Raw genomic sequence first — 13,090 nt, 5'->3', positions numbered from 1 at the left:
GGTCCCCGCCGGACCGGGTCCGGGCCCCCACCGAGGGGGTCAGCTGCTGAGCTCGAACTCGGCCCGGATCCGCTTGCCCACCGGTACACGCTCGGCGGTCAGACGGTCACAGAGGGCGACGACGATCTCCATGCCGTGACCGCCGAGGCGGGTCGGGTCGGGGGAGAAGAGCACGGGAAGTGCCGTGCTGCTGTCATAGACCGTGACGCTGATCCGCCGCGCGGTGCCCTCCAGCTCCAGCAGGTAGGGGCCGTGGCTGTAGCGGTCGGCGTTGGTGACCAGCTCGCTCACGGCCAGCATCAGGTCGTTACGGGTGTGCTCGCCGAGCACCGCCAGCCATTCGCTGGTGAGCCGCAGCAGGAACTGATCGGCCAGGTCGCGTGCCTGCGCGACGCAGCCCGGCTCACCACCGAACACTTCGGCGATGTGGAGTGCCTCAGTGAGCCGGTGACCCGGGGGCGGGTCGTCCGGCCGGGAGAGGGCGTGTTGGTTCATGAGCTCCAGCCAGGGCGCAGCGGGGGAGGTCGGTGACCTTGTCTTCGCGATTCATCTACCCGTGTCAAGGGCTCCCACTCCTGGACATCGCGAAGGTGGTCAGGAGCGGCCCGGAAGTCGTACGACCGTCACGAAGAATTCGTCGATCTGGCGTACGGCCGAAATGAACTGATCCAGGTCGACCGGCTTGGTGACATAGGCGTTGGCATGCAGTTTGTAGCTGCGCAAGATGTCCTCCTCGGCGGAGGACGTGGTGAGTACGACCACCGGAATGAGTGCCAGATCCGGATCGCTCTTGATCTTCTCCAGCACCTGCCGGCCGTCGTACCGGGGCAGGTTCAGGTCGAGCAGGATCAGGTCGGGGCGAGGGGCGTCACCGTACTCGCCGCGGCGGTAGAGGAAGTCCAGCGCCTCCTGACCGTCCCGCGCCACATGGAGCGTGTTGCGGATCTTGTTGTCCTCGAAAGCCTCCCGGGTCATGAGCTCGTCGCCGGGATCGTCCTCCACGAGAAGGACTTCGATGGGCTGTACCGGGGTGTTCACGTTGCGTCTCCGGAGGGATCGGGATCAGGAGCGGGGGCGGCGGGCTCAGCGGCCGGGTGGCGCGCCGCGTCGGGGCTGACCGGCAGCGAGAAGTGGATGCGAGCGCCTTCACGGTATTCGGGGTCCAGCCAGATCCGGCCGCCGTGGAATTCGATGATCTTGCGGCAGAGCGCCAGTCCGATGCCCGTGCCGTCGTAGTCCTCGCGGGAGTGCAGGCGCTGGAAGATGACGAACACCTTCTCCGAGAACTCCGGGGCGATGCCGATGCCGTTGTCCTGCACGGTGAAGAGCCACTGCTCATCCTCCCGGACACAGTTGACCGTGATCACGCACGGGACCTCGGGCCTGCGGAACTTCACCGCATTGCCGATCAGGTTCTGCCAGATCATCGTGAGCGTGGTCGGGTCACCGGTCACCTGCGGCAGTGGGTCCTGCCGGACGAGGGTGGTGCCGGTCTCCTCGATGGACAGTGCGAGATTGGCCGCGGCGCGGTCCAGCGCGCGGTCGAAGTCCACGGAGTTCCAGCTGTCGTGCACCCGGCCCACCCTCGAGAAGGTGAGCAGGTCGTTGATGAGCACCTGCATCCGCTTGGCCCCGTCGACCGCGAAGTCGATGTACTGCTTGCCCCGCGCGTCCAGTTCGTCGCCGTACCGTTTTTCCAGGAGCTGGCAGAACGACGCCACCTTGCGCAGCGGCTCCTGGAGGTCGTGCGAGGCGACGTAGGCGAACTGCTCCAGTTCGGAGTTGGAGCGACGGAGCTCCTCGGCCTGCTGGGCCAGCAGCGATTCACGCTCCTGGGCCTCTTCGAGCTCCGAGACCAGACGGCTGCGCATGTCCTCGACGGCCGCCGCCACCGTCCGCACGTCGGACGGCCCGTGGACCTCGATGCGGTGCCGGAACGCGCCTGCCCGTACCTTGCCCGAGCCGATGGCGAGGGCGGTCAGCGGCCGGGCCACCACGCGGTTGAACAGGATGCTGAGTGAGACCACGGTAAGCACGAACACGAGCACCAGGGCGATCATCGCCCGGTCGCGTATGACCCGGGCGTTGTTGAGTCCGGCGCGGGCCCGGTCCCGGGCGGCGTCGAGGTGCTGCTGCTGCGTGCCGTAGAGCGAGCGCAGGATGTCGAATTCCCGCTTGCTTTCCAGGATCCTGGCGGCGGAGTCGGCCGTCGGCCCGCTTCGCGCCGAGGCGATCAGCGGTTCCGCGTGCAGCGTGCGCCACCGTGCGGAAGCCGCGGCGATCCGGTTCAGGTCGTCGCTGAACGGCTGTTCGTCACCGAGTACCGCGCGCATGCGGGCGATCCGCTGCTGTTCGTCCCGCTTGCCGGCCTTGTACGGTTCGAGGAAGGCCTTGTCGCCGCTGAGCGCGTATCCGCGCACCCCTGTCTCCTGATCGAGCAGGGCATTCTGCAGCTGGAAGGCGGAGGAGCGGGCCGGCTGGATACGGTCCACCAGGTCGGTGGTCCGGTCGGACATCCTGGCCAGCACGAGCCCTCCCACGACCAGGCACCCGCAGACGACCAGCACGAATCCGCCCAGGATCAGATGCACCCAGTTCTGGACCGAAAGGCGGGAGAACCACGGCTTGCGCGGGGCCGGTCCGGTGGCCATGTCACTCATCGGGGGTCTTTCTCCAGCCGAGATGCAGTACGGCGACGTCGTCGGCCAGGCCGCCGTAGGGCGAGGCGCCCTCCGTGGCGCCGGCGACCAGCGCGTCGATGAAGGGGCGGGCGGCAAGACCTCCGGCGTTCTGTGCCATGGCGAGCAGACCCTCCTCGCCGAGACGCGAGTCAGGGCCCGTCCGCCCCTCGAAGAGTCCGTCGGTGAAGAGCACCACCCCGCCCTCGCGGGGGAGTGCGAGTTCGGTCGTCGACCACTGGCCGGCTCCGGGAAGGAGCCCCAGTGCCATGCCGCCCTCGGGCTCGAACCACTCGACCTCCGTGCCGCGCCGCAGCAGGAGCCCGGGATGTCCGGCCCGCACCACGCTGACGTGCCGGGCGTCGGTGGGGAAGACGAGCGAGGTCACCGTCGCGAAGACATGCGGGTCGGAGCGCTCGGCGACCAGAATCGCCTCGAGGAGCCTTATCTGTTCCAGCGGGTCGGTGCCGCACAGTACGGCCGTACGCCACGCCACTCGCAGACACACACCGAGCGCGGCCTCCGCCGCGCCGTGCCCCGACACGTCGCCGATCACCGCGTGCACGTTGCCGTCGGGGGTCTGCACCACGTCGTAGAAGTCGCCGCTCAGCAGACCGTGCGCGCGGCCCGGCTCGTACCGGGCTACAGCATCGAAACTCTCGTCGCGCAGCAGCGGGACGGGCAGCAGCCCGCGCTCCAGGCGCGCGTTCTCCTGGGCCATCAGCCGGTTGGCACGCAGTGCGGCGGCGGCGCGTTCGACCTGCTTGCGCTGGAGGGCGTAGCGAACGGCGCGGGACAGTGCCTGGGGGTCGATGCGTCCCTTGACGAGATAGTCCTGCGCGCCGGTGGCGACGGCGGCGAGGCCCGCTTCGGCCTCCGCGAGTCCGGTCAGTACGACGATCGCGGCGTCCGGTGTCGTCTCCACGATCTGGGTGACGGCCTGCAGCCCGTGCACATCGGGAAGATGCAGATCGAGCAGCACACAGACCGGGGTACTGAGGGCCTGCAGGAACTCCAGGGCCTCGGTCAGGGACTTGCGCCAGATGAGACCGGAGTCCAACTCGCTGTCGGTGAGCATCTCCTCGACGAGCAGGGCGTCACCGGCGTCGTCCTCGACCAGCAGGATCGTGGCGTCCACACTCCATACGGAGCGCCCGGGGGCGCTTTGCGCCGGGAGGGCGGCCAGGGCCGTGGGATGTGCCGGGGCGTTTGCGCGCGGCTCAGACACTCTCCACCCCCTCGTGCGGTCTGCCCAGGTCGTTTCCGATCGTCTCGCAGCATATGCGAAGGAGTCGTGCCGCCACGCGACCCGGCGCGGACGGAACCCCGCGGGCCGGCCTGCCGGGTGTGCCCGGAGCGGGCAGACCCGACAGGCCGGGAAACACACCACCGGAACGAGCGGCATCGCGCCGCTCCGGCGCCCGGCGGATCAGTCGGTGGCATGTAGCCCGTCGCCTTCTCCGCCCGCGCGGAGGCGGCTGTGAGGACGACGCGCCGTCACGCCGTCGATGCACGGCCGCTTCGAGCGGTGCAGATCCGTGGCGGCACGTGCTCCGGCGCTCAGTGCCGCGGTCAGGCCTCCACGGACATACCGGCGCGCAGCTGCTGGACGATGCGCGCCAGCAGCCGCGAGACGTGCATCTGCGAGACGCCGAGCTCGGCACCGATCTGGGACTGCGTCATCTCCTGCCCGAACCGCATCTGCACGATGCGTCGCTCACGGTCGTCCAGCTTCTCCAGCAGCGGCGCCAGCGCATGGAGATTCTCGACCGCCTCCATACCGGGGTCGGGCTCACCGAGGAGTTCGGCGTACGACCGCTGGTCCTTGCTCGAATCCGTGTCGGCCGAGGGGGTGTCCAGGGAACCGGCGGAGTAGCCGTTGGCGGCGACGAGCCCCTCGATGACCTCCTCCTCCGGAAGGTCGAGATGGGCGGCCAGTTCCTTGACGGTGGGGTCGCGGTCCAGCTCGGCCGAGAGCCGCTCCTTGGCCTTCGCGAGGTCGACACGCAGCTCCTGGAGCCGGCGCGGCACGTGCACCGACCAGGTGGTGTCACGGAAGAAGCGCTTGATCTCGCCCACGATGTACGGCACGGCGAAGGTGGCGAACTCCACGTCACGGGAGAGGTCGAACCGGTCGATCGCCTTGATCAGGCCGATGGTGCCGACCTGGATGATGTCCTCGGTGTCGTCACCGGCCCGGTTGCGGAACCGCGACGCGGCGAAGCGCACCAGCGAGAGATTCATCTCGATGAGGGTGTTGCGCGCGTACTGGTACTCGTGCGTGCCCTCTTCGAGGACCTGGAGCTTGTCGAGGAACAGCTTGGAGAGCTGCCGCGCGTCCTTCGGGGCGACCTTTCCCGTGTCCTCGACCCAGGGCAGCTCAACATCCCCGGCGCCGGTGAGGGCACCGGGCTGCTGGTGGAGTGTTCCTGCGCTGATCCGCTCCGACGCGGTCGCCATGTCGTCGCCCTCCCTGTTCGTTGGATGCTCGAGCGGCGTCTGCCCCGCTTCCCGTGAGTAATGCGCGAAGTCCCGAATTTTTTTCGTCAGCCCGGCCACGGCGGGCACTCTGCCCCCTTATGTGCGTTTCGTCTCGTCCACCGCGGCTCATCAGGGCAGATTCCGACGGACCTCGCCCTGCGATTCCCCGTCCTCGCGGGGCGCCGCGGCCCGAGCGGTCCCCCAGAGCCCGTGGCGCCTCTCGTGCTCCCGCCGTCCCGCTGCGCCGACCCGGATGGAGCAGCGCGGCGGACATGGCAGACTTGAGCGGGGCATTCGGCCCGAAGTGCGGCGGCTTCGCGCAAGCCCGCAGCCGGGCCTCAACACCGTGGATGCCAGTCCTCGTGAGCCCACTGCGGCGACGTGTCCGGGGCCGCCGAGAGAACCCGGCGGCATGACTGACAGAGGAACGGCAATGACGGTGACAGAGGACAGCCAGGAGCTCGCTCCCGGTATCGAGGAGTTCGGTCCCGGTATCGACCCGGAGCGGCTGGCCGTCTGCCTGAGCGTGCTCGACGAACTCGACTCCATCGAGGTCGACCACCCGGACGCCATCGCCGTGCGCCGCGCCACCGCCGGTGTCTACCGGACGGTGAAGCAGCGCCGCCGCCAGGAGCGACGGGCCGCCAAGACCGCGCACGACAAGGCCGTCACCGAAGCCACGGCCACCGGGTCGGCCGAACGTATCGACGACGAGACCCAGGGGGTCCTGCCGTCCTCCTCAGCCGGTGCCGAGATCGCCGGGATACTTCAGCGGCCCCGGTCCTGCTACATCTGCAAGACCCGGTACGTCGAGGTCGACGCGTTCTACCACCAGCTCTGCCCGCAGTGCGCCAAGGAGAACCGGTCCCGCCGCGACGCGCGCACCGACCTCACCGGACGCCGGGCGCTCCTCACCGGCGGCCGCGCCAAGATCGGCATGTACATCGCGCTGCGGCTGCTGCGCGACGGCGCGCACACCACGATCACCACCCGCTTCCCCAACGACGCGATCCGCCGCTTCAAGGCGATGCCGGACAGCGCCGAGTGGATCCACCGGCTGAAGATCGTCGGCATCGATCTGCGCGACCCCGCCCAGGTCGTCGCGCTCGCCGACTCGGTCGCCGCCGAAGGACCGCTGGACATCCTGATCAACAACGCCGCCCAGACGGTGCGCCGCTCCCCGCAGGCGTACAGCGAACTGGTGAGTGCCGAATCCGCCCCGCTGCCCGCGGGCGAGCTCCCCGCCGCCGAGGTCATCGGCACCTTCGGCAGCGGTTCGGTCGACCGCGTCGCGGCCCTGCCCGCCGCCCGCAAGGAGGGGCTGACCGCTCAGGACGTCACCGAGCTCGCCCTGGTCACCGGCTCCGCGTCGCTGGAGCGGATCGCCGCCGGCACCGCGATCGACGCGGGCGGTCTCGTACCCGACCTGCATCACACCAACAGTTGGATCCAGACGGTCGAGGAGGTCGAACCGATCGAGCTGCTCGAGGTCCAGCTCTGCAACTCCACCGCGCCGTTCATCCTGATCAGCCGGCTCCGCCCGGCGATGGCCGCGACGGCCGCCAAGCGGGCCTATGTCGTCAACGTCTCGGCGATGGAGGGCGTGTTCAGCCGGGGTTACAAGGGCGCGGGCCACCCGCACACGAACATGGCCAAGGCCGCGCTGAACATGCTCACCCGCACCAGCGCCCAGGAGATGTTCGAGAAGGACGGCATCCTGATGACCGCCGTGGACACCGGCTGGATCACCGACGAGCGTCCGCACCCCGACAAGATCCGCCTGGCCGAGGAGGGCTTCCACGCCCCGCTGGACCTGGTCGACGGCGCCGCCCGGGTCTACGACCCGATCGTGCGGGGCGAAGAGGGCGAAGATCTGTTCGGCTGCTTCCTCAAGGACTACGCGCCCGCAGGCTGGTAGATCACCCGGATGTCCGAAAGTGAGCCACTGGACGCATTCCATCGAGCGCGGACGCGCTCATTTGGTTAGTCTGATGTGCACGGACGCCACCAAGGGATCCACGAAACCTCCTCGGCCGTCCTGGGACAGGCCTGTAACCAGGCCACCGTCCCCGATCCACACCCGGCGCCACCGCGACCGAACTGTTCCTGCCCCTGCCCCTCATGGGCAGTCGATTTCCGGTTACTGAGGCCGGAGGCTCGGCGCCGCCCGGGGTGACGTGACACTAAGGAGTGCGCGGTGACACCAGAACTGACGAAGCACGAGAAGCGACCGACGGAGCGAAACGGAAAGCAGGCCAAGCGGCCCGAAAAGCTCCGGAACATCGAAGTCTGGGCCAGGTCCGCACCGATCCGGCTGGCTGGCTACGAGGACGACCTCGCCGAGCCGCACATCCTGCCGGGCATCGACTGATCCTCCGGCCCGACCCACGCGGCCCGATCACTCGCCCCGGTCCGTCAGATCGGAAGCCCCGGCCCTCCGCCACCACGGAGCGCCGGGGCTTCGGCATGTGGTCCGGCGACTCGGCGGCACTGATCGGCCAGCCTGGCCCCGGCACATCCAGTCATCCGATGGCTATGGGGAAGAAGTTTCGTTCTGTCTGGAAAATTTCATTGACAGGTCCCCGCCACGCTCCAATCATCGGACGTCATGACCGAACTTCCCAGACGCCATGTACTCGGAATGACGGCAGGGGCGGCAGTCGGCGCCGCCCTGCTCACCCCCGCCACCGCCGATGCGGCCCCGCGAACCGGAGCCGCACGCCCGGGACCGGACGCCCACGACAGCGACTGGGGCACCGTCCCCGCCGCCGTCCCGGTGCCCCTGGACAGCTGGTTCGACAACGACGGCATCGATACCGCCGAGGCCCGTGGCGGCAACTTCGACGGCTCCGGCTACACCTTCCCCGGTGAGGAGCTCCCCGCCGGAGAACGAGAGATCGACGGGACCACGTTCCTCTTCCCCGCCTCCGGCGCCGGTGCCAAGAACAACATCGTCGCCCTCGGCCAGCGCATCGACCTGCCGCCCGGCCGCTACCTCTCCGGGCTCTTCCTCACCGCATGCAGCTACGGCGCCGCCTCCGGCCAGGCCACCGTCCACTACGCGGACGGCACCACATCGACCCCCGCCCTCGGCGGCCCCGACTGGTATTCCGGCAGTGGTGCGCTCACCGCCGCGTACCGCTACCGCCCCGACGGTGACAAGGACGCGCACCAGGTCTCCATCGCGGTCACCGAGATCGCGCTCGACCCGACCAGGGAAGCCGTCGCGCTGACCCTGCCCACCACCCGGCCCGCCGAGGCCAACAGCTCATCCCTGCACATCTTCGCGCTGTCGCTCCAGCCGGCCGTCGAGGGGCGGGCGCTGTCCCTGCGGGAGGCGCACTCCACCACCTCGCTGCTGGACTCCGGCGCGCAGAGCGTCGAGGCCACCGTCGTCAACGCGGGCACCGTCGCCGTCCTCGCCACCGACGGCCTCAGCCTCTCCGTGGACGTCCCCGGGGCACGTACCGTCGAACCCGCCCGCATCACCCGGCTTGCCCCCGGTGACCAGGCCCGCGTCCGGATCGGCATCCGCAGCAGGCCGGGCACCGCACCCGGCACCGCCCAGGACGGCAACGTTGTCGCGCACGGCCGTGGACAGCAGGCGGCCACCGTCCGCCGCTCGCTCACCCTCGGCGTCCCCGACTACCGGCCCACCGACGCCTCCCTCTCCACCCACCAGGCGCCGTACTGGTTCCAGGAAGCGAAGTTCGGCATCTTCATCCACTGGGGGGTCTACTCGGTACCCGCCTGGGCGCCGGTGGGCACGCAGTACGCCGAGTGGTACTGGAACCAGATGCAGGACCCCAACAACCCGACGTACGCCCACCACCGCGACACGTACGGCGAGTCCTTCGACTACGACGACTTCATCCCGCAGTTCCGTGCCGAGCGATTCGACCCCCGGTCCTGGGTGGAGCTGTTCCGGGACGCGGGTGCGCAGTACCACGTCCTCACCTCCAAGCACCACGAGGGATTCGCGCTCTGGGACACCAAGCTCTCGGACCGCAACGCGGTGAAGATGGGGCCGGGGCGCGACCTGGTCAAGGAGCTTTTCGACGCGTCGCGCCGCTACACCCCGGAACTGCACCGAGGGCTGTACTTCTCGATGCCCGAGTGGTTCAACCCCGACCAACCTTGGATGGGCCACGCCCCGCGCAACCCCTACACCCTGGAGCCCCTCCCGTACACCGGATACACGGCGGGCAAGGACTACGTCACCGAGTTCCAGGGCCCGCAGATGCTGGAGCTGGTCCACGGGTACGACCCCGAGATCCTCTGGTGCGACATCGGCGGCGACAACGACAGTCACCGGGTGCTGTCCGAGTACTTCAACCACGCCAAGAACCGGGCCAGGCCCATCGATGTCACCGTGAACAACCGCTCCGGGATCGGGACGTACGACTTCACCACGCCCGAATACACGACGTACGACCAGATCGTCACGGCGAAATGGGAGTCCAGCCGGGGCCTCGACCCGTTCTCGTACGGCTACAACGCCCAGACACCCGACGAGAAGTACATGACGACCGAGGAGGTCGTGCACTCGCTCGTCGACATCGTCTCCAAGAACGGCAATTTCCTGCTCGACATCGGACCGAAGGCCGACGGCACCATCCCCGAGATCATGCAGCGCCGGCTGCGCGAGACGGGGGAGTGGCTCAAGACCAACGGCGAAGCCATCCACGGGACCACGTACTGGTCACGGATGCCGCAGCTCGGCGAGGACCTGCGGTTCACCGTCCGGCCGGACAAGGCCTTCTACATCCACTCACTGGCGCAGCCCGGCGCCACCCTCACCGTCGAGGCCCCGGTGCCGATCCGCAGCGGTGACCGGGTCACCCTGCTCGGGTACGACCGGCCGCTCCACTGGCGCACCACGGGCGGCTCGCTGGTGATCGACGTGCCCGCGGGCGCCCGGAGGACCGGGAAGCACGCCTGGGTCTTCAAGGTCGCCTGGTCGGGCTGAGGAACGAAGGACCGAGCGAGACGGGCCGGATGAAGTCCCGCACGTAGGTGCGGTGCCACCAGCGTCCGGTGGCCCGCAGTTCGCGCCAGGTCGTGTACCGGTAGTGGTACACCCTGGCGCGAATGTGTGCGGGCGGGACGTCGGGGAACGGGTTGTGGCGCAGCAGCCGCAGCGTGTCCCGGTCGTTCTCCAGCAGCCGCTCCACGAATGGGCCGAACCAGGACTGCGCATACGCGGGGGAGAGCGCCGCGAACCACATCAGCCAGTCGAGCCGCAGATGGTACGGGGCGAACTGGCGCGGCAGCCGGCGTGGATCGCCCGGTTTGCCATGGAAGCCGTACTCCTGCCAGGCCGTGCCCGGGTGGAGCAGTTGCTCGTCGGTGCCCTCGACCACGATCTCCAGACGGACCCGGCTGATGCTGCCGAACGCACCGTACGTATTGACGAGATGCAGCGGGTCGAAGGAGCGGTTCATCACCTGGCGGCGGGAGATCAGGTTGCGCGCCGGACGGTAGCTGAGCACCACGACCAGCGCGGTGGCGGCGATGACCACCACCTCGTACCAGAGCGGCGGGGCGGACTGCGGGGGCGGCGTGGCCACCAGGGACCAGTCGACGGCGGACAGGGCGAGGGTGATGGTCACCCAGTTCAGCCAGGCGAAGTTGCCGGACAGCACCAGCCACAGCTGGGTGGCGATCATCAGCCCGGCGGCGGCACTCGACACCGGCTGTGGGGCGAACAGCAGCACCGGGACCAGGAGCTGGGTGACATGGTTGGCCGCCACCTCGATCCGGTGGAGCGGCTTCGGCAGCCGATGGAAGAACCAGCTCAACGGGCCCGGCATCGGCTGGGTCTCGTGGTGGAAGTCCAGACAGGTCAGCCTGCGCCAGCACTCGTCGCCACGGATCTTGATCAGTCCGGCGCCGAACTCGACCCGGAACAGCACCCAACGGAGCAGCCACAGCACGAGGACGGGCGGAGCCGTAGCGGAATTGCCCAGAAAGACGGCGAGGAAGCCGGTCTCCAGGAGCAGCGACTCCCAGCCGAAGCTGTACCAGACCTGACCGACCTGGACGATCGACAGATACAGCGCCCAGGGCAGCAGCCACAGCAGCATCGCCGCCCACAGCGGAACGAACGAGTCCACCCCCGCGAGCAGCGCCACCGCGACGGCGCAGCCGGTCCAGCAGACGGCGGCGAAGAAGCGGTCGGAGTAGTGGAGGCGGAAGAGACCCGGGGCGTCCCGCCAGTCCGTACGCCGCAGGAACTCCGGCACCGGGAGCATGCCGCGCTCGCCGATCAGCGCCCTGAACTGGAGCGCGGCGGCGAGAAAGGCGACGAGATAGATGCCGGCGAGAGCCCGCTGGAAGATCAGCCGGCTGAGCCAGTAGCCATCTGCGGTGAACCACTCCATCACGTCCAGTATCGGCGCTGCGGAGCGACTGGGCGGGTTCAGCTCGCCGATACGATCCGGCGCAGTGCGGTGCCGAGCCGGCGCGCGTACATTCGCTGGGCCACCGGCACGAGCGGCCCGGCGAGCCGGGTGTACCAACTGACCGGACGGGAGAACGCCAGCACGGTGAACCACACGGTGCCGTCGTCCGCCAGGTCCACCACGAAGCACTCCTCCCCGCACTCGGGGTGGCGCGGACGTGTGCCGTAGGCGAAGCCGATGTGCTTCTTCTCGTACGCGGTCCAGACCACCTCGCACGGCGCGGTGAACCGGAACGGGCCGAGCCCGATCGACACCCGCACGCTGGTACCGGCCTCGGCGCGGGCCGTCGACGCCCGTACCCGGGCGCCGGAGGTGCGATGCATGTGCCAGCCGGTGACGGCGGCGCCCGCGGCCTCGAAGTCGGCGCGGCCGCGGCCCACCGCGACCCGGTGGTGGAGATGGTGGTACCCGTCGGGGAGCGGGCCGAGCCGGGTGGCGCCGACCTCGGGATAGGTGAGGGTGCTCATGAGGTCCTGCCTTCGAGGACGGTGAGGGGGTCGGTGAGGGGTGGGTCGGTGCGGACCGGTGTGGTGAGGGCCGGGTCGGCAGGCGGCCGATCGGTACGAGGACGGTCGGGTGGGGCGTGCTCGGGTGGGGCCTGTTCGGGACGGCCCTGGAGCCGTCGCCAGGCGAGCACCGAGCAGAGCGCGAAGCCCAGTGCGTTGCCGAGCCCGTGGGTCGCGGCCATCCAGGTCAGCGTGGGGTGGGGCAGCCCGGTCGCCTCGCCGAGCGCCCAGCTCAGCGCGAGCACCATGGTCGCCACCAGCACGGCGGACGAAACGGCGAAGAGCATGCGGGTGGCCCGGTCCCGGCCGCTGCCTCGGATCGTGCGCCAGGTCAGCAGGGCGACGGTCCACATCCCGGCCGTCAGAACGGCTGCTCCGGCCAGCTCGGTCCAGTCGCCGACGAAGTATCCGATGAGCACGAGCAGGGTGCCCAACGGCACGCTCGACGCGGCGAACCGGCCGGCCGGGCCGTCCGCGACCCGGCAGACGAGTCCGGCGATCAGCGCGGCGGCGAACCCGGCGAAGTGGAAGTGCGGCACGGTCAGCGCGAGGATGCCGAGCCCGAAGCCGAAGAGGGCATGCCCGGAGCGTTCGGCGACCAGCGCGGTGGCGGCGACCGACGGGGTGACCAGGGCGGTGAACAGTGCGATCTCGGCGGTGCGGTGAGCGGCGGAAGCCCGGACCGTGCGGAACAGACGGGGTGGCGCATGCAATGCGAGGAGTACGGTCCCGAACGCGTAGCAGCCGGCGAGGACCGTGGCGGGGCCGCCGCGCGGCAGCCAGAGAGCGACGGCTCCGGGGACGGCGTAGAGCGGCCACAGCCGGCGGATCCGGTCGAGCTCGGGCGCCCCGGCCAGCAGCAGCCCGGCCGGTACGACGACCAGCATGCCCAGCATCACGATCAGGTCGACCAGTACGGACACGGCACATCCCCCGTCTTGAACGCGTTCAAGTAGTTGCC

Annotated in this window: 11 protein-coding genes; 3 read left to right on the top strand and 8 right to left on the bottom strand. The window is 69.5% G+C overall.

Features of this window, described 5'->3' with window-relative positions:
- Nucleotides 1-39: 39 nt before the first annotated feature.
- From ACFYP5_RS12110 to ACFYP5_RS12090, 5 genes are all read right to left on the bottom strand, one after another.
- Entirely contained in the window at nt 40-495 is a 456-nt protein-coding gene (locus ACFYP5_RS12110; RefSeq protein WP_389033952.1) for an ATP-binding protein, read from the bottom strand.
- Between the two features lie 99 nt (nt 496-594).
- Nucleotides 595-1,038 carry a response regulator gene (locus ACFYP5_RS12105; RefSeq protein WP_389033950.1) on the bottom strand — a complete coding sequence of 148 codons (444 nt, stop codon included), beginning with the start codon at nt 1,036-1,038 and terminating at the stop codon, nt 595-597.
- The gene (locus tag ACFYP5_RS12100; protein ID WP_389033947.1) at nt 1,035-2,660 is read right to left on the bottom strand and encodes an ATP-binding protein; all 1,626 of its coding nucleotides are present in this window, start codon (nt 2,658-2,660) and stop codon (nt 1,035-1,037) included. Before ACFYP5_RS12100 ends, ACFYP5_RS12105 begins: the two co-directional genes overlap by 4 nt.
- Entirely contained in the window at nt 2,653-3,864 is a 1,212-nt protein-coding gene (locus tag ACFYP5_RS12095) for a PP2C family protein-serine/threonine phosphatase (RefSeq protein WP_389034467.1), read from the bottom strand. Before ACFYP5_RS12095 ends, ACFYP5_RS12100 begins: the two co-directional genes overlap by 8 nt.
- Before the next feature lie 386 nt (nt 3,865-4,250).
- Nucleotides 4,251-5,138: an RNA polymerase sigma factor SigF gene (locus tag ACFYP5_RS12090; RefSeq protein ID WP_389033945.1), complete on the bottom strand. Its 888-nt coding sequence runs from the start codon at nt 5,136-5,138 to the stop codon at nt 4,251-4,253.
- 454 nt (nt 5,139-5,592) lie between these two features.
- Here ACFYP5_RS12090 and ACFYP5_RS12085 point away from each other — a divergent pair, with 454 nt between their 5' ends.
- From ACFYP5_RS12085 to ACFYP5_RS12075, 3 genes are all read left to right on the top strand, one after another.
- Nucleotides 5,593-7,077, top strand: coding sequence for an SDR family NAD(P)-dependent oxidoreductase (locus ACFYP5_RS12085; protein ID WP_352305537.1), 1,485 nt, complete (start codon nt 5,593-5,595; stop codon nt 7,075-7,077).
- A 279-nt stretch (nt 7,078-7,356) separates the two neighbouring features.
- Complete coding sequence (locus ACFYP5_RS12080) at nt 7,357-7,530, top strand: hypothetical protein (RefSeq protein ID WP_389033942.1); 174 nt, start codon at nt 7,357-7,359, stop codon at nt 7,528-7,530.
- A gap of 237 nt (nt 7,531-7,767) precedes the next feature.
- Nucleotides 7,768-10,128: an alpha-L-fucosidase gene (locus tag ACFYP5_RS12075; RefSeq protein WP_389033940.1), complete on the top strand. Its 2,361-nt coding sequence runs from the start codon at nt 7,768-7,770 to the stop codon at nt 10,126-10,128.
- Here the strand turns inward: ACFYP5_RS12075 and ACFYP5_RS12070 are convergent.
- Genes ACFYP5_RS12070 through ACFYP5_RS12060 form a run of 3 tightly spaced genes read right to left on the bottom strand, consistent with a single transcriptional unit; the run spans nt 10,106 to nt 13,052 of the window.
- Nucleotides 10,106-11,542, bottom strand: coding sequence for a lipase maturation factor family protein (locus ACFYP5_RS12070; RefSeq protein ID WP_389033937.1), 1,437 nt, complete (start codon nt 11,540-11,542; stop codon nt 10,106-10,108). The genes ACFYP5_RS12075 and ACFYP5_RS12070 overlap by 23 nt on opposite strands.
- A gap of 38 nt (nt 11,543-11,580) precedes the next feature.
- Nucleotides 11,581-12,090 carry a DUF1990 family protein gene (locus ACFYP5_RS12065; RefSeq protein WP_389033934.1) on the bottom strand — a complete coding sequence of 170 codons (510 nt, stop codon included), beginning with the start codon at nt 12,088-12,090 and terminating at the stop codon, nt 11,581-11,583.
- Nucleotides 12,087-13,052, bottom strand: coding sequence for a YndJ family protein (locus ACFYP5_RS12060; RefSeq protein WP_389033932.1), 966 nt, complete (start codon nt 13,050-13,052; stop codon nt 12,087-12,089). The genes ACFYP5_RS12065 and ACFYP5_RS12060 overlap by 4 nt, the downstream gene beginning before the upstream one ends.
- Nucleotides 13,053-13,090 lie beyond the last annotated feature (38 nt).

The organism is Streptomyces sp. NPDC005262 (assembly GCF_042872425.1).
GTDB lineage: Bacteria > Actinomycetota > Actinomycetes > Streptomycetales > Streptomycetaceae > Streptomyces.
Note: the sequence above shows the minus strand (reverse complement) of the source record. Positions and strands in the feature narration are given on the sequence as shown.

Coding starts and splice junctions, on each gene's coding strand:
- ACFYP5_RS12090 (WP_389033945.1), bottom strand. CDS start 5,138: ATGGCGACCGCGTCGGAGCGGATCAGCGCAGGAACACTCCACCAGCAG.
- ACFYP5_RS12110 (WP_389033952.1), bottom strand. CDS start 495: ATGAACCAACACGCCCTCTCCCGGCCGGACGACCCGCCCCCGGGTCAC.
- ACFYP5_RS12065 (WP_389033934.1), bottom strand. CDS start 12,090: ATGAGCACCCTCACCTATCCCGAGGTCGGCGCCACCCGGCTCGGCCCG.
- ACFYP5_RS12075 (WP_389033940.1), top strand. CDS start 7,768: ATGACCGAACTTCCCAGACGCCATGTACTCGGAATGACGGCAGGGGCG.
- ACFYP5_RS12100 (WP_389033947.1), bottom strand. CDS start 2,660: ATGAGTGACATGGCCACCGGACCGGCCCCGCGCAAGCCGTGGTTCTCC.
- ACFYP5_RS12085 (WP_352305537.1), top strand. CDS start 5,593: ATGACGGTGACAGAGGACAGCCAGGAGCTCGCTCCCGGTATCGAGGAG.
- ACFYP5_RS12070 (WP_389033937.1), bottom strand. CDS start 11,542: ATGGAGTGGTTCACCGCAGATGGCTACTGGCTCAGCCGGCTGATCTTC.